The sequence below is a fragment of the Sphingosinithalassobacter sp. LHW66-3 genome, from assembly GCF_050703275.1.
In the GTDB taxonomy this organism is placed as follows: Bacteria; Pseudomonadota; Alphaproteobacteria; order Sphingomonadales; family Sphingomonadaceae; genus Sphingomonas.
The window spans coordinates 3,070,796-3,087,698 of sequence record NZ_CP193482.1 but is presented as its reverse complement, the minus strand read 5'-3'; the positions used below and the strand labels follow the sequence as shown (position 1 = coordinate 3,087,698).

The following is a 16,903-nucleotide window of genomic DNA, read 5'->3' as shown; positions in this document are numbered from 1 at the left end:
TGCGCCTTGCGCGCCTTTTTCCCGAGACTCTGTCGCAACGGAGCCGCCGATGGCCGACACGATCCTCCCGCATGAGCTTCCCACCGCACTCGAAACCCGCGCGGGGGTAAGGCTCCTGTCGCTCGACTGTTTCGACACGCTGCTGTGGCGAGACACGCATGCGCCGCGCGACATCTTCCGCCTGCTGAGCGGAACGACGCCGCAACAGCGGATGTGGGCGGAAACCCGTGCGCGGCGATCGGCGCTGCTGCGCCACAGTCGCAACGAAGTGTCGATCGAGGAAATCTACGCCGAGCTGCTGCCCAACGCCGATGCGGCGACGCGCGCGGCAGCGGTGGGCGCCGAGATCGACGCGGAGGCACGCCACTGCTTTGCCTTCGGCCCCACCGTCGCACTGATGAAGGCCGCCAGGGAGCGCGGCATCAAGACCGTCATCGTCAGCGACACCTATCTCAGTGGAAAGCAGCTTCGCGAGCTGATCCGCCGCGCGGCGGGCAACGAAGTCGCAGGCCTGATCGACACCATCTTCGCGTCTTCCGAACACAAGCTTTCGAAGAAGGAAGGCCTGCTCGGTACGATGCTGCGCAAGACGTCGGTGAAGCCCGAGCGCGTGCTGCACATCGGCGACAATTGCGCCGCCGATCATGATGCAGCGCGCCGCCACGGCATCCCTGCCCTGCATCTGCGCCAGTTCACCGACGGCTGCGCCCAGCGGCTGCGGCTCGAAGCGGCGACCGGCGCGATGGTGGATGCGGGCGGCGCGGTCTTCCAGCCGCACCGCGCGACGCTCGCCGCTGGCGCGCACCGGATCGAGGACGCCGCCGAAGCGCTGGGCCACAATGTGCTCGGCCCCGTGCTGGTGCCGTTCGCGAACTGGCTCGAGCAGGAAGCCGAGGCGCTCGCCGCCACGAACGGCGGACGCGTCCACATGCTGTTCCTGATGCGCGATGGCCATTTGCCGCGCCGCATCCACGAGGCCGCCTTCCCCGCTCGCGCCGGCCATGCGATCGAGCTCAGCCGCTTCACCGCGACCGCCGCGAGCTTCCGCGACGAGGCGGCGGTGCACGACTATGTCGAGGCCGAGCTCGGCAACGGCACGCCCGAGGATCTGCTCCGCCAGCTGCTGTTCCCGCCGAACGAGATTGCGGAGATCATCGAGGCGCTTCCCGAGACGGCGCAATTGGGCGCGCTCGCCAAGACGGTGTGCGCTCCGCGCCATATCAAAGCGATCGTGAAGCGCTCGCAGGCGTTCGCCGAACGCCTCGCCACCTATCTGCGCCGCGAATGCGATCCGCAGCCGGGCGACACGCTGTTGCTGGCCGACCTGGGCTACAACGGAACGGTGCAGAACCATGCCGAGCCGGTGCTGCGCGCGCTGCTGGGGGTGCATGTCGCCGGCCGGTACCTGCTGCTGCGCGAACAGGCAGCGACTGGCTTCGACAAGCGCGGGTTCATGGGCGGCAGCACGCACGATGCCGATACGCTGGAAGCCTTTGCCGCCAACGTGGCGGTGCTCGAGCAGCTGTGCACCGCGGCCCAGGGCTCGGTGATCGACTATTCCGACGACGGCAGCCCGGTACGTGCCGGCAACAGCATCAAGGGACGCCAGAGCGAGACGCGCGAACGGGCCCAGCGCGGTGCCATCGCCTTTGCACGCGATCATGCCCAGGCAATCATCCGGACGAACGACAGCGCCCGCGCCGAATGCGAACGCAGTGGCGCCGCAGCCGCTCTGGCGCGACTGATGTTCCTGCCCCAGCCGGAAGAACTCGCAGTGCTCACGCGCTTCGAGCACGACGTGAACCTGGGCGGTTCGGAGACAGTGAAGCTGTTCGACCCGGAGATCGCCAGGGCGGGACTCGAGCGGCGCGGGCTCTTCTACCTGAAGGGCGCCGATCGCATGTATCTTCCCGCCGAGCTGCGCGGGCACGGCCTGCCGCTCAACCTGACTCTGCTCGCGCAACGCCGCTTTGGCATGGACCTGCGCTTCGCGGACTTCTGCGATCACGGCATCGACGTTCCGATCCTGCTCGCGGACGGCCGCGACGTGGCGGCATCGAGCATCCGCGCGACACCGACGCACAATGGCCATTATCTCGCGACGATCCCCGTCGGGGAGGCACAATATGCCGTCGGCCTCCAGTTCGGCAAACTCTACGAATGGCTGCAGATCGTCTCGGCGGAATTCGTGCCGGTGGCGGACTTCCTGGCGGAGAAACCGTCGGACACGCAGCCGGTTGAGGCGATGCCGACGCTGGAGGGCATGGAGCAGGTCGCGCCGCACCTCTTTCGATGCACCGGCGCCGATTCCTTCCTGATGGTGCCGCCGCACACCAATTTCGAGGGACCGGCGATGCTCGCCGTCGCCTTTCGCCCGCTCGTCGCGCGCGAGCCTGCCTCCAGTCCCGCTCCGACTGCGGCGACCGAAGCCGCACCCGTGCGATGAACTGCCTGCGGGGCGGCGCCAGCGTGAATCTCCTGAGAGCCACCGCCGCCGCACATTCCTTCCTATAATTCCAGAATAACCAGGGAACACTTGGAACCATCATGTTCATCGTCGTCGGCTTCGTAATCATACTCGGATGCGTCTTCGGCAGCTTCGTGATTGCCGGCGGCAAGTTCGACATCATCAGCCATGCACTGCCGCATGAGATGATGGCGATCGGCGGCGCCGCGATCGGCGCCTTCCTGGTCGGCAATTCGATCGCGACGGTGAAGAAGGCCGGCGCGGGACTGGGGCGCGCCTTCAAGGGATCGCGCTGGAAGGCGAGCGACTATCAGGATCTGCTGACGCTGCTGTTCGGCCTGCTCTCGACGTTCCGCAAGGGCGGCGCGACTGCGATCGAGCCGCACCTCGACAATCCCGAGGAAAGTGCTCTCTTCAAGCCCTATCCCCGGCTGCTGAAGGACCACCATCTGATCGAGTTCATCGCCGACTATCTGCGGATGATGACGGTGAACTTCGAGGATCCGCATCAGATCGAAGCGGCGATGGAAGCCGATATCGAGAAGCACCATCACGAGGAGATGGGTCCGCAGCACGCGCTGCAGATCATGGCCGACGGTCTGCCCGCGATCGGCATCGTCGCCGCGGTGCTGGGCGTCATCAAGACCATGGGCTCGATCGACCAGCCGACCGAAATCCTGGGCGCAATGATCGGCGGCGCGCTGGTCGGCACCTTCCTGGGCGTGCTGCTGAGCTACTGCGTGGTCGGGCCGCTCGCCGCCAAGCTTCAGGAAACGATCGAAGGCGACTGCAAGCCCTTCGCGATCGTGAAGACCGCCATCGTCGCCTATGCGCAGGAAGTCCCCGTTCAGGTCGCGATCGAGATCGCCCGGCGGATGACCCCCAGCGCCTATGCGCCGACGTTCCAACAACTCGAAACCGCACTCGACGAGGCGAAAGATGGACTCAATGCCGCCCCTGCCTGACTCCGACATCGACGCCCTCGCCGAAGAGCGCGCGCTTCGCCTGCCGGCGCACGGAACCACCGTCACCGCGGAAGACCTGCGCGTCCGGCTGGTGCTCGCCGCCGATCTCGACGACGAGATGGCAGTCGACGCCAGCGACGTGGAGAGCGTCGGCCAGGCCGTGCTCCAGCTGCTCGTCGCCGCGCGCGCCGAGGCGGCGAGCAACGGCCAGAACTTTCGCATCGATAATCCCAGCCCTGCCTTCGTGGAGCGCGTCGAGCGCTGTCGGCTGACGCAGGCACTCGGCCTGCAAACCGGAGAGTAAACGTGTCCAAGCTGATTCTCACCGTCGACGATTCGGCGAGCATGCGCATGCTGCTCAAGACGTCGCTGGTAGCCCAGGGCTATCGCATCGAAAGCGCCAATGACGGCGAGCACGGTCTCGAGCGGATGCATGAAGTGCAGCCCGACCTGCTGATCACCGACATCAACATGCCCAAGATGGACGGCTTCGAGCTGATCGAGGCGGTGCGCGGCGTCCCCGCCTTCAAGGGCACTCCGATCCTGGTGCTCTCGACCGAATTCTCGGACGAGAAGAAGGCCCGCGCCCGCGAAGCCGGCGCCACCGGTTGGATCACCAAGCCGTTCGAAGCGGCCAAGCTGGGGGCGGCGATCCGCCGGGTGTGCCCGTGAACGAGGATATGGACGACATCCAGGCGATCTTCTTCGAAGAATGCGCCGAGGGGCTGACGACGGCCGAGGAAGGTCTGTCGGCGATGCAGGCCGGTGACGTATCGGCCGAGACGATCGCCGGCGTGTTCCGTGCCGTGCATTCGATCAAGGGTGGCGCCGGCGCGTTCGGCCACGCCGATCTGACCGCCTTCGCGCACCGTTTCGAGAATGTGCTCGACGAAGTGCGCGCCGGGAAGATCGTGCCGACGTCCGGCGTGATCAAGGTCATGCTGTCGGCATTCGACCTGCTCTCGGACCATGTCGCAGCGGCCCAGGGCCAGGCGGGTCGCCCCGCCGACGCGGCGATGCTCGAGGCGCTCGACAAGGTGCTCGCCGAAAAGGGCGTAGCCGAGGATGGCGATACCCCCGTGGCCGCCGCGCCTGTTGCGGCCGCTCCGGTCGAGGCCGCCCCTGCGCCCGCCGACGATGCCGACGAATTCGGCTTCCAGCCGATCGGCGTCAGCCTGGAGGATTTCGACGCGCCCGCAGAGCCGGTGGCCGAGGGCGACTGGATCGTCCGTTACGCTCCGGCGCGCGGCGACCTCGCCAATGCCGGCGAGCCGCTGCTCGTTGTCCGTGAGGTCGAAAGCCTGGGCGGCCAAGTCATCGCGGTGGACACCGGCGCCCTGCCCTCGCTGCGCGACCTCGACACTGAGGAAAGCTATTTCGCGTGGACGCTGCGCGTGCCCGGCACGGTCGAGCAGACGTCGATCGCCGACTGCTTCGACTTCGTTTCGCCCGACACGCGGGTCGAGATCGTGCGTGAGGAAGCCGCGCCGCTTCCCACCGGCGCCGCTGCCACGCTGAGCGGCGTGGACGACCTCGACGCCATGCTGTCGATGGTGCAGACGATCGCCGCCGCCACCACCGAAGCGCCGGCAGCGCCTGCGCCCGAGGAAGCGCCGACAAAGGCCGCCGAGCGCGCGCCCGAGGCGGCGTCGCAGACGATCCGCGTCGATCTGGCGAAGCTCGATCTGCTGCTGAACCTCGTCGGCGAGCTGGTGATCCGCAACTCGATCCTGTCGGACCGGCTCTCGTCGGCGGACCAGCAGCGGGTCGAATTGCCCGAACTGGCGCGTCTGACGCGGCAGATCCAGGACAATGTCATGTCGCTGCGCGCCCAGCCGATCCGGCAGGCGTTCAGCCGCGTGCCGCGCATGCTGCGCGATCTGGGCGCGGAGACCGGCAAGACGATCAACCTCGAGACCACCGGCGAGACGACCGAAGTCGACAAGGGCGTGATCGAGAAGATCGGCGACCCGCTGACGCACATGATCCGCAACGCCGCGGACCATGGCATCGAGAGCCCCGAGGAACGCATCGCCGCCGGCAAGAACCCGGAAGGCACGATCCATCTTTCGGCCGAACAGCGCGGTGCGCGCATCTTCGTCCGCGTGAAGGACGACGGCCGCGGCATCAATCGCGAGAAGGTGTTCGCCAAGGCAGTCGAGAAGGGCATCGTCGCCGCGGACGCGCAGCTTTCGAACGAAGAGATCGACCAGCTCATCTGCGCGCCGGGCTTCTCCACCGCCGACACCATCTCGAACATTTCCGGCCGCGGGGTCGGGATGGACGTGGTGCGATCGAACGTGGAGGCGCTGGGCGGCCGGGTCGAGATCCAGTCGACCCCGGGTCAGGGCACGACCTTCACCATGATCCTGCCGCTGACGCTCGCGATCCTCGACGGCATGATCGTCCGGCTTGCCGGCCAGCGCTTCGTGCTGCCGCTGGCGCATGTGATCGAGACGGTCCAGCCCGAGCCGGGCCAGGTGAAGCGTACCTCGCCCACGACCGAGGTGATCGACAATCGCGGCGACTTCCTGCCGGTGAAGCGCGCCACCGAGATCTTCGGGCTGAACGACGATCGGCCGATCGAGGACTCGCTGGTGGTGATCGTCGAAAGCGAAGCCGCCGGCCATGTCGGCCTGGTCGTCGACACCATCGATGATCGCCGCGAAGTGGTGATCAAGAGCCTCGACCAGAATCTCCATCCGATCCGCGGGCTCGGCGGCGCCACCATCCTGGGTGACGGCTCGATCGCGCTGATCCTCGACATCGAGGCACTGGTCTCCGCACCCGTGCCCGCCCCCCGCTATGCACTGAAAGGAATCGCCGCATGAACACCGAGGACAAGTCGGGCGACGCCGTCGACCGCAAGATCGTGACCTTCACGCTGGGCAAGCAGATGTTCGGCATCGAGATGGGCTCGCTGATCGAGATTCGCGAGTGGGAAGAGCCGACGCCGATCCCGACCGTCCCGAGCTTCATCAAGGGCGTGACCAACCTGCGCGGCAACGTGGTGCCGGTCGTCGGCCTCGCCGAGCGGCTGGGCTGGGAGCCGAGCGCGATCCACCCGCGCTCGTGCATCCTCGTCGTGTCGATCGGCGGCAAGCACGCCGGCTTCCTGGTCGATGAAGTGACCGACATCGTCAACATCGGCAGCCAGGAAGTGCAGCCCGCCCCCGACGTCGAAATCGGCGAGCCGCACGTGATCCACGGCCTCGTCCGGATCGCGGCGCGCGGAACCGACGGCAGCAAGCGCGAGCACATGCAGATGGTGCTGCTGCTCGATCTCGACGCGCTGTCGCTCACCAGCCACCTGGACCTCGCGGCATGAGCCCCGCCGGCGGCGCCGCCGCGGCGCTTGCCGGCGGCGGAACGGCGATGGCCGCAGCAGCGCAGAATGCGGAGCTCACTCCGCGTGACTTCGCCGCCATCGCCGCGATCATGCAGTCCGACGCGCGCATCGCGCTGAGCGAAGCGAAGACCACGCTCGTTCAGTCGCGGCTCGCGCGCCGCCTGCGCGAAAACAGCCTCACGCGCTACAGCGACTATGTCGCGCTGGTGCAGAAGGACATGGCCGAGCGGGCGCGGATGGTGACTGCGCTCACCACCAACCACACGCATTTCTTCCGGGAGCCGCACCATTTCGACCATTTCCGGTCGCAGGTGCTGCCCGAACTGAAGCGCAAGGCGGCCGCCAGACAGCCGGTGCGCATCTGGTCCGCCGGATGCTCGTCGGGCGAGGAAGTGTACACGATCGCGATGTGCCTGCTCGGCCCGGACCGCACGTCCGCGACCTGGCTGCGCAACGCGGACGTGCGCCTGCTGGCGACCGACATCGCGCCGCCGGTGGTCGAGGCGGCGGCACGCGGCTTCTATTCCGACAGCATCGCCGCGGCGGTGCCCGAACCCTATCGCAGCACCTGGATGCGTGCGTCGGGCAACGGCTTCGTCATGGCGGACGAGGCACGCGCGCTGGTGACGGCGCGCGAGCTCAACCTGTTCGCCGCCTGGCCGCTCAAGGCTGCCTATGACGTGATCTTCTGCCGCAACGTGATGATCTATTTCGACGATGCCGCGAAGGCGGAGCTGGAGGCACGGTTCGTCGAGCAGCTGGCGCCCGGCGGTCATCTCTACATCGGCCATTCCGAGCGGCTGATCGGTCCGGCGGCGGCGCGGATGCGCGGCTGCGGCCAGACGATTTATGTGAAGGATCCCGCCCGATGAACGCGCCCGTGCGCACCCTGATCGTCGATGACAGCGCGAGCATGCGCGCGGCGCTCAACCGCATCCTTTCGTCAGACCCGGCGATCGAAGTGGTCGGCATGGCGCCCGATCCCTTCGCCGCGCGCGAGATGATCAAGACGCTCGATCCAGACGTGCTGACGCTCGACATCGAGATGCCGGGGATGGACGGCCTGTCGTTCCTCGAGCGGATCATGCGGCTTCGGCCGATGCCGGTGGTGATGTGTTCGACGCTGACCGCGCGCGGCGCCGCCGTGACGATCGAGGCGCTTAGGTTGGGCGCTGTGGACTATATCACCAAGCCGAGCGGCAGCGCCGAGGACATCAACCGCGAGGCGGCACTGTTGTGCAGCAAGGTGCGCGCGGCCGCACGCGCCGCGCCGCGCGCCGGGCCCACGCCGCTGCCGCGCGCGACGACGCCGATGCACGGCACCGCAGGCGACGCGATCATTGCGATCGGATCTTCGACGGGAGGCGTGGAGGCGCTGTTCAGCCTGCTCCCCGCCCTGCCCGCCGATTGCCCGCCGGTGCTGATCGTGCAGCACATGCCGGCGACCTTCACGCGCAGCTTCGCCGAGCGGCTCGACGGCGAGTGCAGCGTCCATGTCGTCGAAGCGACGGACGGTGCGCCGGTGACACCGGGAACCGTCTATATTGCTCCTGGAGGCGAACGGCACATGGAGCTGGCTGCTGGAAACCGCATCCGGCTGCGTCGGGGCGATCCTGTCGGTGGTCACCGGCCTTCGGTGGACGTTCTGTTCCGGTCGGTCGCGGCAATGGGCCGTTCGGCCGTCGGCGCGATCCTCACCGGCATGGGGGCGGACGGTGCGGAAGGCCTGCTGGCGATGCGCCGGGCAGGCGCCCGCACCTTCGGGCAGAGCCGCGACAGCTGTGTCGTCTACGGCATGCCGCGTGCCGCCTTCGAGGCGGGCGCGGTGGAAAAGGAACTGGGTCTGGCGGCACTGCCCGAGGCGATCCTCAAGGCATGCCGCAACGAGAAGATTGGGAGCGTCTGATGCCTGCGGCTGCGCAGATCAAAGTGATGGTGGTCGACGACCAGACGAGCATGCGGGCGATGATCCGTCGCGCGCTGCAAGACCTGGGCTTCAAGGACGTTCGCGACAAGGCGAGCGCACCCGAGGCGCTGAGCGCGATCCGCACGGATCGGGTTCACCTCGTCATTTCCGACTACAACATGCCTGAAATGGACGGGCTGCAGTTCCTCGAGCAGGTCCGCGGCGATCCCGTGATCGGCAAGACGGTGTTCATCATGCTCACCGGCTCGTCGGACAAGGAGATCGTGCAGAAGGCGGCGGCGCTCGGCGTCAACAACTATGTCGTGAAGCCCTTCGCCCCGGCCGCGCTCAAGGAGAAGATCGAGCGCGTCTTCGGCGAACTGACCTGAGGTTCCTGTTGTGCGCCGTATCTCCATCGTCCAGGGCGAGCACGCCGTCGTCGCCGAGCCGCATGTGGTGATCGCCACGCTGCTCGGCAGCTGCGTCGCCGTGTGCCTGCACGACCCGGTCGCGAAGGTCGGCGGCATGAACCACTTTCTGCTGGGCGAACCCGGCGCGAACCAGATGCTCACCCCGATCGATCGCCAGCGCTACGGCGTTCACGCCATGGAGCTGCTGATCAATGGGCTGATGGCCAAGGGCGCGGCGCGCAACCGGCTGAGCGCACATCTGTACGGTGGCGCGAACATGATCTCCGGGCTGGGCACCATCGGCTCGTCCAACGGAGCGTTCGCCCGCCGGTTCATGGAGACCGAGGGTATCGCCATCGCGCATTGCGACCTGGGCGGCACTCGCGCCCGCAAGGTGGAATTCATGCCGCACGAAGGGCGCAGCCGCTGCACCGCCGTGTCGCAGGCGGTCCCCGAGGCTGTCCCCATTCCGATGCCCAAGCCCGCCCGCGGCGGCGAACTGGAGCTGTTCTGATGTCGTGTCCGATGCCTGTTTCCGATGCCACCGCCGCCGGCGCGCTGCCGGGCTATGATCCCTTTGCGGGCGTGCTTCATGCGGTGATGGCCAAGGAAATCCGCGAGATCCGCGAAAAGCTCGAGGCGCTGGCCGAGGTTCTGGTGTGCGACGAGCATTTCGCCAGCAGCTATCTCGAGCAGCTCCAGACCTTCGACTATGTGATCCAGCATGCCGACGAATGCGCGCGCCTGCTCGACCGGATCGCCGACGGCGAGGATTCGCTCGAGGCGATCGGCCATGTCCGCTTGGGCGCGGTTCAGGAACGGCTGCGCATTGCGCTGAAGGGGATTTGACATGGCGCGCGCCGCCAACCAGCGACCGATCATCGTCAAGAAGGTCAAGAAGGTCGTCGGCGGCCACCACGGCGGCGCGTGGAAAGTGGCCTATGCCGACTTCGTGACGGCGATGATGGCGTTCTTCATGCTGCTGTGGCTGATCGCCAATCCCGATCAGGAGCGGCTGAAGGGGCTCGCCGAATATTTCTCCCCCACCTCGCCCAGCGCCTCCCCCGCCACGACGATGGCGAGCTCGCCGGGCGATCAGGCGGGCATCGGCGGACGCACCCGCCGCGCCCAGGCCGAGAGCTCCTCCGCCACCGGCCAGCCGACCAGCGAAAGCTCGACCGTCGGCGCCTCGCGCGGCGGCACGGCGCAGATTCCCGACGCGTCGCTGCGCGTCCTGGCCGCCGAGCTGCGGGTCGCGATCGATGCCATCCCGCGCGACCGCGACGGCAAGAGCAACCTCGACATTGACTCCTCGCGCGAGGGGCTGCGCATCACGCTGATGGACAGCGACGGCCAGTCGATGTTCCGACCCGGTACCGCCGAGCTCAATCCCTATGCCCGCGCGATGCTGCGGCAGGTCGCCGAAAAGCTCGCCACTTCGGGCGCGCAGATCGCGATCGAGGGACATACCGACGGGACCGGCGGCCAGAGTGACGCCAATTGGCTGCTTTCCGGCGAACGCGCGCTCGCCGCGCGCAGCGCACTGATCGGCGCCGGGCTCACGCCCGACCGCTTCGCCGAAGTAGTGGCGATGGGGGCGACGAAGCCCGTCTATCCCGACCAGCCCGACCGGGCGGAGAACCGCCGCATCACCATCGTGCTGAAGGGCGACGCTTCGGCGCTGCCCAGCGACCCAAGCTTCCGGTTCTGAAAGGAGCGGCGACAATGAAGAAGCTCCTGATGCCGTTGGCGCTGCTGGCCGCGGGGCTGGGCGTTGGCGGCGGCGCGGCCTTTGCGACATCGCTGCTGCTCGGCCCGCCGGCTCCGGCCGGGGAAGCGCCGGAGGAAGCGGCTGCGGCTGCCTATGTCCCGGGCGGAAGCCTGCTCGCGCCGCTTGTCTTCCCCGACGGCCGGCTCGCCGGCTACGTCAAGGTCGACCTCGCGCTCGAAGTGCCCGAGGACAAGGCCGAATTCGTCACGGCGCGGCTGCCGCTGCTGATGCACGAAGTGAACATGCGCACCTTCAAGAAGCCGCTGGCGAGCGGCCCCGACGGCGCGCTGCCGGACATCGCCGGATTCCGCAGCGTCGTCGAGGAAGCGGCCACGCCCGCATTCGGCGCAGGCGTCGTCCGGCGCGTCGCGATCACCCAAGCCGTTCCGGCGTGAACGGGGATCGACCGATGACCTTCGACGAAGAACGAATGGCCGAAGGATCGCACGACGCGCAGGGCGCGGCCGGACACGAGCGAACGGCCGGCTGGCGCCCGCGCGCGCAGCGCCAGGTGACGACATTGCTGGTCGGCCGCGTCCATCAGGACGATGGCGCCGACGATCTGTGCCGCGTTCGCAACCTTTCCGCCGGCGGCATGATGCTCGAAACCCGGCGCCCCTTGGGCGTGGGACGGACGGTGCGGCTCGAGCTGCGCAACTGCGGCGCACTGGAAGGCCGCATCGTATGGACCGACGGCGGCCGCGCAGGCGTGCAGTTCCTCGCGCCGGTCAATGTCGAGGCACTGCTTTCGGTGCCGCTCAACCGCCCTGCCCGGCCCGGCGGCCCGATGCCGCGCGCGCCGCGCTTTGACGCGCGCTGCGCTGCCGAGCTGTGCAGCGGCGACCGCACCCATGCGGTCGTGCTCACCAATTTGTCGCAGAGCGGCGCCCGGCTGAAGCTGCCCGAGCCGATGACGCTCGAGGAAACGCTGGTGCTGCGGATCCCGGGACTCGCCGGCCGGCGGGCGACGCTGCGCTGGCTGCGCAAGACAGAGGCCGGGCTCGGCTTTTTCCTGCCGCTGCCGTTCCAGGAGCTTTCGGACTGGCTCTGCGACGCCGAGCGCCGCTATTCGCATCCCGACTGAGCGGCCTTGCCGCTTCAGCCGGAACCGAAGCTTCGGACCAGCGACCCTGCGACCAGCGCCCAGCCGTCAACCAGCACGAAGAAGATGATCTTCATCGGCAGCGATATCGTTGGCGGCGGCAGCATCATCATGCCCATCGCCATCAGCACCGCCGAAACGGCGAGATCGATGACGAGAAACGGCAGGAGCAGCAGGAACCCGATCTCGAACGCGCGGCGCAGCTCCGAAATCATGAAGGCGGGAGCGAGCGTGGAGAGCTTCACGGTGCTGCGATCCTCGATCTGCGTGCCGCCGAGGCTCGCGAACAGCTGAAGATCGCTCTCGCGCACCTGGCTGAGCATGAACTGGCGGAACGGCTCGGCAGTGCGCTCGAACGCGACTTCTTCGGTGATCGCGCCGTTGGTGTAGGGCGTGACGCCCTGTTCCCACGCCTTTTCGAAGGTCGGCGCCATCACGAAGAAGGAGAGGAACAACGCGAGCGCGATGATGACCGGGTTCGGCGGCACTCCCGGCGCGCCGAGACCGGTGCGCAGCAGCGAAAGCGCGACGACGATGCGCGTGAAGCTGGTGATCGTCATCAGGATGCCCGGCGCAAGGCTGAGCACCGTCAGCATCAGCACCAGCTGGATGGCCTTCGCCGAGAGCGAGCCCTCGCCGATCGTGACGATCGTCTGCGTTCCCGCCGTCGCGGCATGCGCGATCGCCGGGAACAGGAGCGCCGTCAGCGCGCCTCCTCCCAGCATCAGCCGGGTACAGAGCGTCTTTCGACGCGGAGCGATCCTAGCCACGCGCCGACGCCGTCAGACGGGTGCGCGCCTGCTCGACCAGCTGGCCGAAGCCCTGGCGCAGTTCGGAAAGATTGTCGTTGATGGGCGTCACCGGCACCGGCGCCGCCACCACAGCCGCAACCGGCTCGGCGACGGCAGGTTTGACGATGCCGGTTTCGATGACGACATGGCCGTCGGGGGCGATCAGGATCAGATGCTCGGCATCGTCGCGGCGAATGAGCGCGACCGAGCGCTTGGCGTCGATCGACAGCCGCTCGACCATCTCGACTCGCTTGCGCGACCCGCCCGAGACACGGCCCGGCAGCTTGATGTCGTAGCGACGGACGAGCCACAGCGCACCGGCAAGCAGGCCGAGCACCGTTCCCAGCGCACCCAGGGTGCGCAGCAGCGAAAGCAGGTCCATCAGTGGCGCCGCTTCTGCACGAGCTCGGCGACTTCGAGCGACATCTGATCGCCGTCGACCAGGATGCGGCCCTTCGCCACCAGTTCGCCGTTCACATAGACATGCGTCGGATCGTCCTGGCTGCAGTCGAGCGGGATCATCGCGCCGCGGCTCATCTGCAACAGCTGGCGGATCGGCACTTCGGCGGATCCCAGGACGATCGACAGCTCGATCGAAATTCCTTCGAGCACGGACATGGCGTGTTCCTTTCGAAGAAACTTATAGGATCATTTTTCCGCACCTCCGGCCCGACTAGGCAAAAAATGCCTATAAGAGTTGTGTGGGCGCCAAGAGGGGCGCGCTTGCGGAGGATTTCATGGATCTCAAGACGTCGCTCTCCATCTCGGCATCGGGGCTGCGCGCCCAATCGATGCGGATGCGCGTGATCTCGGAGAATCTCGCCAACCAGGATTCGGTGTCGCAGACGCCGGGCGGCGATCCCTATCGGCGCCGCGTCGTCAGCTTCCGCACCGAAGTCGACCGGGCGACCGGCGGCACCGGCGTGAGCGTCGATCGCGTGCGCACCGACAATTCGGCTTTCCGGCGCATCTATGAGCCGGGCAACCCGGCCGCGGGCGCGGACGGCTATGTACTGCGTCCCAACGTCAACAGTCTGGTCGAAATGGCGGACATGAAGGCGGCGCAGCGCAGCTACGAAGCCAATCTGAACGCCATCGAGGCTGCCCGCAGCCTGACGATGCGCACCGTCGATCTTCTCAAGTAAGGAACCGAACCGATGTCGATCGGAGCATTGGACGCAACGGCCGCCTATGGCCGCGTATTGGGGCTGGGCGGCGGCACGTCGCCGGGAAGGAAGATCGGCGGCGGCGAAGCCGCCGGCGGCTTCGGCAGCATGGTCGAGGAAATGGTGACCGGCACCGCGCAGCAGCTGCGCGCCGCCGAGCACGCATCGGCCCAGCAGGTCGCCGGCCAGGGCGATCTGATCGACGTGGTCACTGCGATCGGCGCCGCCGAGCAGGCGCTCGACACGATGGTCGCGGTGCGCGACCGCGTGGTCAGCGCCTATTCCGAAATCATGCGCATGCAGATCTGATCCATGCCTGCCAGCCAGGTGCTCGATATTTCCGAAGCGGCGCTGATGCTGGTGCTCACCCTGGTCGGCCCGCTGCTGCTGACGGCGCTGATCGTCGGCGTCGTCATCGGCCTGCTGCAGGCCCTGACCCAGATCCAGGAAATGACCCTCACCTTCGTTCCCAAGATTCTCGCGATGGGCGTCGTGCTGCTGCTGATGCTGCCGACGATCGGCGAGGCGATGGGAACATTCATGGCGCGGATCAGCGATCTGATCGTCACCGGCTGATGCCGGGCGATCGCCCGCTCCGACCGCAGGACCGCGTACATGTGGGCTGAACTCGAACCGACCGTGACGGCGTTCCTCATCCTCTTCGCGCGGGTGGGCGCGGTCCTGATGCTGCTCCCCGTCTTTTCCGAGGACGCGGTGCCCGGCCGCATCCGGCTGCTGATCGCCGCCGGGATGACGCTGGCGCTGTGGGGCCTGCTGGGCAGTGGCGCACGGGCGGCGGTGGATGGCGGCGGGCTCGCGGCCATTCTCGTCGCCGAGCTGCTGACCGGGCTGGCCATGGGAATGATCGTCAAGATCCTATTCTACGCAATCTCGATGGCGGGATCGATCATCAGCCTTCAGATCGGCCTGTCCGCCGCGATGCTGTTCGATCCCAGCCAGGGCGGCCAGGTGCCGCTGCTTTCGAAATTCGTCACCGTGGCCGCGGCGCTCGTCTGCATGGCGATGCAGGTGCATCATCTGTGGCTGGGCGCGATCGTCCATTCCTACGAACTCTTCCCGATCGGCGGCCTCCCCCCGGCGCAGGATTTCGCGCAGCTGGCGGTCGCGGCGGTCAACCGCTCGATGACGCTCGCAGTGAGCCTCGCCGCGCCGCTGCTGATCTACGGCATCATCTTCAACGTCGCGCTGGGCCTCGCCGCGCGCGTCGCGCCGGCGATCCAGGTCTTCTTCATCGGCCAGCCGCTCAACCTGCTGCTCGGAATCGCGATCACCGCAGTGACGATCGGCACCGTCCTCACCTTCTTCGCGACCGCGATGGGCGACGCGATGCAGGGCGGCTGGGGCTGAGCCATGTCGGAAGCGCCCGACAAGGATCAGAAGACCGAGGATCCGACACCCAAGAAGCTCGAGGATGCGCGCAAGAAGGGCGATACGCCCGTCGCGCCCGAGGTTCGCCATGCGGTGATGTTCGGCGCGATGCTGCTGACCGTCGCCGGCGTCGGCGCCTATAGCGTGCAATCGCTGGGTACCATGGCGGTCCGGCTCTGGGGCAGCGCCGACGATTTTCGCATGGAGCCCGCTGGCGCGACCAACTTCATCACCGGCGTGATCGCCCATATCGCGACCGCGCTGCTGCCCGTCATCGCCGTCCTGTTCGCCTTTGCCTTGCTGGGCGGGCTCATCCAGGGCCGGCCGATGATGGCCTGGGCGCGGATGAAGCCCAAATGGTCCAAACTCAACCCGTTCTCGGGCGTGAAGCGGCTGCTCGGCAAGCAGGCGCTCGTCGAATTCGGTAAGACGCTCGCCAAGCTGCTGCTGGTGGGCGGCGTGGCGATGTGGATCGCCTGGCCGGCGGCTTCGGGCATCGACCGGATGGTCGGCATCGCCCCGCATGCGATCGGCGGCGCGGCGTTCGACATCGTGGTGGCGATGCTGAAGCCGGTCGTGATGCTCGCCGGTGCGCTCGCGCTGTTCGACATCGTGTGGCAGCGCCGCGCCTTCATCGAGAAGATGCGCATGTCGCTCCAGGAAGTGAAAGACGAATACAAACAGTCCGAAGGCGACCCTAAGGTGAAGGGCCGTATCCGATCGATCCAGATGCAGCGCGCCAAGCAGCGGATGATGGCGAATGTGCCCAAGGCGAGCGTCGTCATCACCAACCCGACCCATTATGCCGTCGCGCTGCAATATGATCACGGCGCGATGGCCGCGCCCGTGGTGGTGGCGAAAGGCGTCGACGCGGTTGCGCTGAAGATCCGCGAGATCGCGACCGCGAACGGCATTCCGCTCGTCGAGAACCGGCCGCTGGCGCGCGCGCTCCACGCCAGCGCCGAGCTCGACCGGCCGATCCCGGTGGAGCATTATGCCGCCGTGGCCGAAGTGATCAGCTATGTGCTGAAGATCGCGCGCGGCCGACGCTAGGCGCGCGGTTCGACAAAGAGGCTCGGTTCACGCGCCGGTGCGCTGTAAGGGCGCCGACCGCCGCTCGCCCGCCGCGTTCGGCAGCCAGCGTCCGCTATATCCCGGATCAGACCTGTACGTCGTATTTGGCGAGTTCGACCCGCACGCGCAGGTCGATGTCGCGCGCGATCTGCGCCAGGACGGGATCGTCGGGTGTCTCGAGCGTGGCGGCCCATTCGACGATCTCGCGCAGCCGCTCGGGCGTGGCCGTGCCGGTGAGCAGTTCCCGCTGGAGCGCTTCCAGCGCGTCCAGCCCGCGCTCCGCCTGCGCCGCCTGCTTGCGGCGGCGCTCGACCGCCGGATCGGCTGCCGCGAGCGTCACCAGCATCGCGACCGAAGGAATCGGCTGGCCGGCCTGCGGCTGCACCATCGGCTGCGCGCGAACGCCCGCCCCCTCCGCCTCGCCTATCGGAAAGCTCGGCTGGACCTTGGGCAGCGCCGCCAGCAGCGATCGCGCCATGATCGGAGGAAGACCGTCGATCTGCACCTTTTGCC

General features: G+C 67.5%; 23 protein-coding genes. 19 read left to right on the top strand and 4 right to left on the bottom strand.

The annotated features are described in order from the left end of the window. The first annotated feature begins 49 nt into the window (after positions 1-49). From ACQ450_RS15235 to ACQ450_RS15170, 14 genes are all read left to right on the top strand, one after another. Positions 50-2,446, top strand: coding sequence for an HAD family hydrolase (locus ACQ450_RS15235; protein WP_431469903.1), 2,397 nt, complete (start codon positions 50-52; stop codon positions 2,444-2,446). Between the two features lie 101 nt (positions 2,447-2,547). Then, positions 2,548-3,432, top strand: coding sequence for a flagellar motor stator protein MotA (motA, locus tag ACQ450_RS15230; RefSeq protein WP_188054544.1), 885 nt, complete (start codon positions 2,548-2,550; stop codon positions 3,430-3,432). Further along, entirely contained in the window at positions 3,416-3,736 is a 321-nt protein-coding gene (locus tag ACQ450_RS15225; protein ID WP_431469902.1) for an STAS domain-containing protein, read from the top strand. The genes motA and ACQ450_RS15225 overlap by 17 nt, the downstream gene beginning before the upstream one ends. Before the next feature lie 2 nt (positions 3,737-3,738). Next, on the top strand, positions 3,739-4,104 hold the full coding sequence (locus ACQ450_RS15220) for a response regulator (RefSeq protein ID WP_188054542.1): 366 nt from the start codon (positions 3,739-3,741) through the stop codon (positions 4,102-4,104). Next, positions 4,101-6,263, top strand: coding sequence for a chemotaxis protein CheA (locus ACQ450_RS15215; protein ID WP_431471240.1), 2,163 nt, complete (start codon positions 4,101-4,103; stop codon positions 6,261-6,263). Before ACQ450_RS15220 ends, ACQ450_RS15215 begins: the two co-directional genes overlap by 4 nt. Further along, positions 6,260-6,760: a chemotaxis protein CheW gene (locus tag ACQ450_RS15210; protein ID WP_188054540.1), complete on the top strand. Its 501-nt coding sequence runs from the start codon at positions 6,260-6,262 to the stop codon at positions 6,758-6,760. Before ACQ450_RS15215 ends, ACQ450_RS15210 begins: the two co-directional genes overlap by 4 nt. Further along, the gene (locus ACQ450_RS15205; RefSeq protein ID WP_431469901.1) at positions 6,757-7,653 is read left to right on the top strand and encodes a CheR family methyltransferase; all 897 of its coding nucleotides are present in this window, start codon (positions 6,757-6,759) and stop codon (positions 7,651-7,653) included. The genes ACQ450_RS15210 and ACQ450_RS15205 overlap by 4 nt, the downstream gene beginning before the upstream one ends. Further along, entirely contained in the window at positions 7,650-8,687 is a 1,038-nt protein-coding gene (locus ACQ450_RS15200) for a protein-glutamate methylesterase/protein-glutamine glutaminase (protein ID WP_188054538.1), read from the top strand. The genes ACQ450_RS15205 and ACQ450_RS15200 overlap by 4 nt, the downstream gene beginning before the upstream one ends. Continuing rightward, on the top strand, positions 8,687-9,076 hold the full coding sequence (locus ACQ450_RS15195; RefSeq protein ID WP_188054537.1) for a response regulator: 390 nt from the start codon (positions 8,687-8,689) through the stop codon (positions 9,074-9,076). The genes ACQ450_RS15200 and ACQ450_RS15195 overlap by 1 nt, the downstream gene beginning before the upstream one ends. Positions 9,077-9,086: 10 nt before the next feature. Beyond that, positions 9,087-9,611, top strand: a complete 525-nt coding sequence (locus ACQ450_RS15190) for a chemotaxis protein CheD (protein ID WP_431469900.1) — start codon at positions 9,087-9,089, stop codon at positions 9,609-9,611. Positions 9,612-9,622: 11 nt separating this feature from the next. Further along, positions 9,623-9,946 (top strand): hypothetical protein, encoded by a 324-nt coding sequence (locus ACQ450_RS15185; RefSeq protein ID WP_431469899.1) that lies wholly within the window; start codon positions 9,623-9,625, stop codon positions 9,944-9,946. Position 9,947: 1 nt separating this feature from the next. Beyond that, positions 9,948-10,808, top strand: a complete 861-nt coding sequence (locus tag ACQ450_RS15180) for a flagellar motor protein MotB (protein ID WP_431469898.1) — start codon at positions 9,948-9,950, stop codon at positions 10,806-10,808. A gap of 14 nt (positions 10,809-10,822) precedes the next feature. Next, a complete protein-coding gene (locus ACQ450_RS15175; protein WP_431469897.1) occupies positions 10,823-11,263 on the top strand; it encodes a hypothetical protein in 441 nt (146 codons plus the stop codon). A gap of 14 nt (positions 11,264-11,277) precedes the next feature. After that, positions 11,278-11,952 carry a PilZ domain-containing protein gene (locus ACQ450_RS15170; RefSeq protein ID WP_431469896.1) on the top strand — a complete coding sequence of 225 codons (675 nt, stop codon included), beginning with the start codon at positions 11,278-11,280 and terminating at the stop codon, positions 11,950-11,952. A gap of 14 nt (positions 11,953-11,966) precedes the next feature. Here the strand turns inward: ACQ450_RS15170 and fliP are convergent, their stop codons facing one another. Genes fliP through ACQ450_RS15155 form a run of 3 tightly spaced genes read right to left on the bottom strand, consistent with a single transcriptional unit; the run spans position 11,967 to position 13,379 of the window. After that, positions 11,967-12,695 (bottom strand): flagellar type III secretion system pore protein FliP, encoded by a 729-nt coding sequence (fliP, locus tag ACQ450_RS15165; RefSeq protein ID WP_188054531.1) that lies wholly within the window; start codon positions 12,693-12,695, stop codon positions 11,967-11,969. 37 nt (positions 12,696-12,732) lie between these two features. Beyond that, entirely contained in the window at positions 12,733-13,143 is a 411-nt protein-coding gene (locus tag ACQ450_RS15160) for a flagellar biosynthetic protein FliO (protein WP_431469895.1), read from the bottom strand. Further along, on the bottom strand, positions 13,143-13,379 hold the full coding sequence (locus ACQ450_RS15155) for a FliM/FliN family flagellar motor switch protein (RefSeq protein WP_188054529.1): 237 nt from the start codon (positions 13,377-13,379) through the stop codon (positions 13,143-13,145). Before ACQ450_RS15155 ends, ACQ450_RS15160 begins: the two co-directional genes overlap by 1 nt. Positions 13,380-13,498: 119 nt before the next feature. Between ACQ450_RS15155 and flgC the strand changes: the two genes are divergently transcribed. From flgC to flhB, 5 genes are read left to right on the top strand one after another with little or no spacing between them, the layout of a single operon-like run. Next, positions 13,499-13,906: a flagellar basal body rod protein FlgC gene (gene flgC / locus ACQ450_RS15150; RefSeq protein WP_188054528.1), complete on the top strand. Its 408-nt coding sequence runs from the start codon at positions 13,499-13,501 to the stop codon at positions 13,904-13,906. Positions 13,907-13,918: 12 nt separating this feature from the next. Further along, positions 13,919-14,236 carry a flagellar hook-basal body complex protein FliE gene (locus ACQ450_RS15145; RefSeq protein WP_431469894.1) on the top strand — a complete coding sequence of 106 codons (318 nt, stop codon included), beginning with the start codon at positions 13,919-13,921 and terminating at the stop codon, positions 14,234-14,236. 3 nt (positions 14,237-14,239) lie between these two features. Beyond that, positions 14,240-14,503 (top strand): flagellar biosynthetic protein FliQ, encoded by a 264-nt coding sequence (locus tag ACQ450_RS15140; RefSeq protein ID WP_188054526.1) that lies wholly within the window; start codon positions 14,240-14,242, stop codon positions 14,501-14,503. 39 nt (positions 14,504-14,542) lie between these two features. Further along, a complete protein-coding gene (gene fliR, locus ACQ450_RS15135; protein ID WP_431469893.1) occupies positions 14,543-15,295 on the top strand; it encodes a flagellar biosynthetic protein FliR in 753 nt (250 codons plus the stop codon). A 3-nt stretch (positions 15,296-15,298) separates the two neighbouring features. Next, complete coding sequence (flhB, locus tag ACQ450_RS15130; RefSeq protein WP_188054524.1) at positions 15,299-16,369, top strand: flagellar biosynthesis protein FlhB; 1,071 nt, start codon at positions 15,299-15,301, stop codon at positions 16,367-16,369. 106 nt (positions 16,370-16,475) lie between these two features. Here the strand turns inward: flhB and ACQ450_RS15125 are convergent, their stop codons facing one another. Continuing rightward, a complete protein-coding gene (locus tag ACQ450_RS15125; protein ID WP_262503907.1) occupies positions 16,476-16,895 on the bottom strand; it encodes a flagellar assembly protein FliX in 420 nt (139 codons plus the stop codon). Positions 16,896-16,903: the final 8 nt, after the last annotated feature.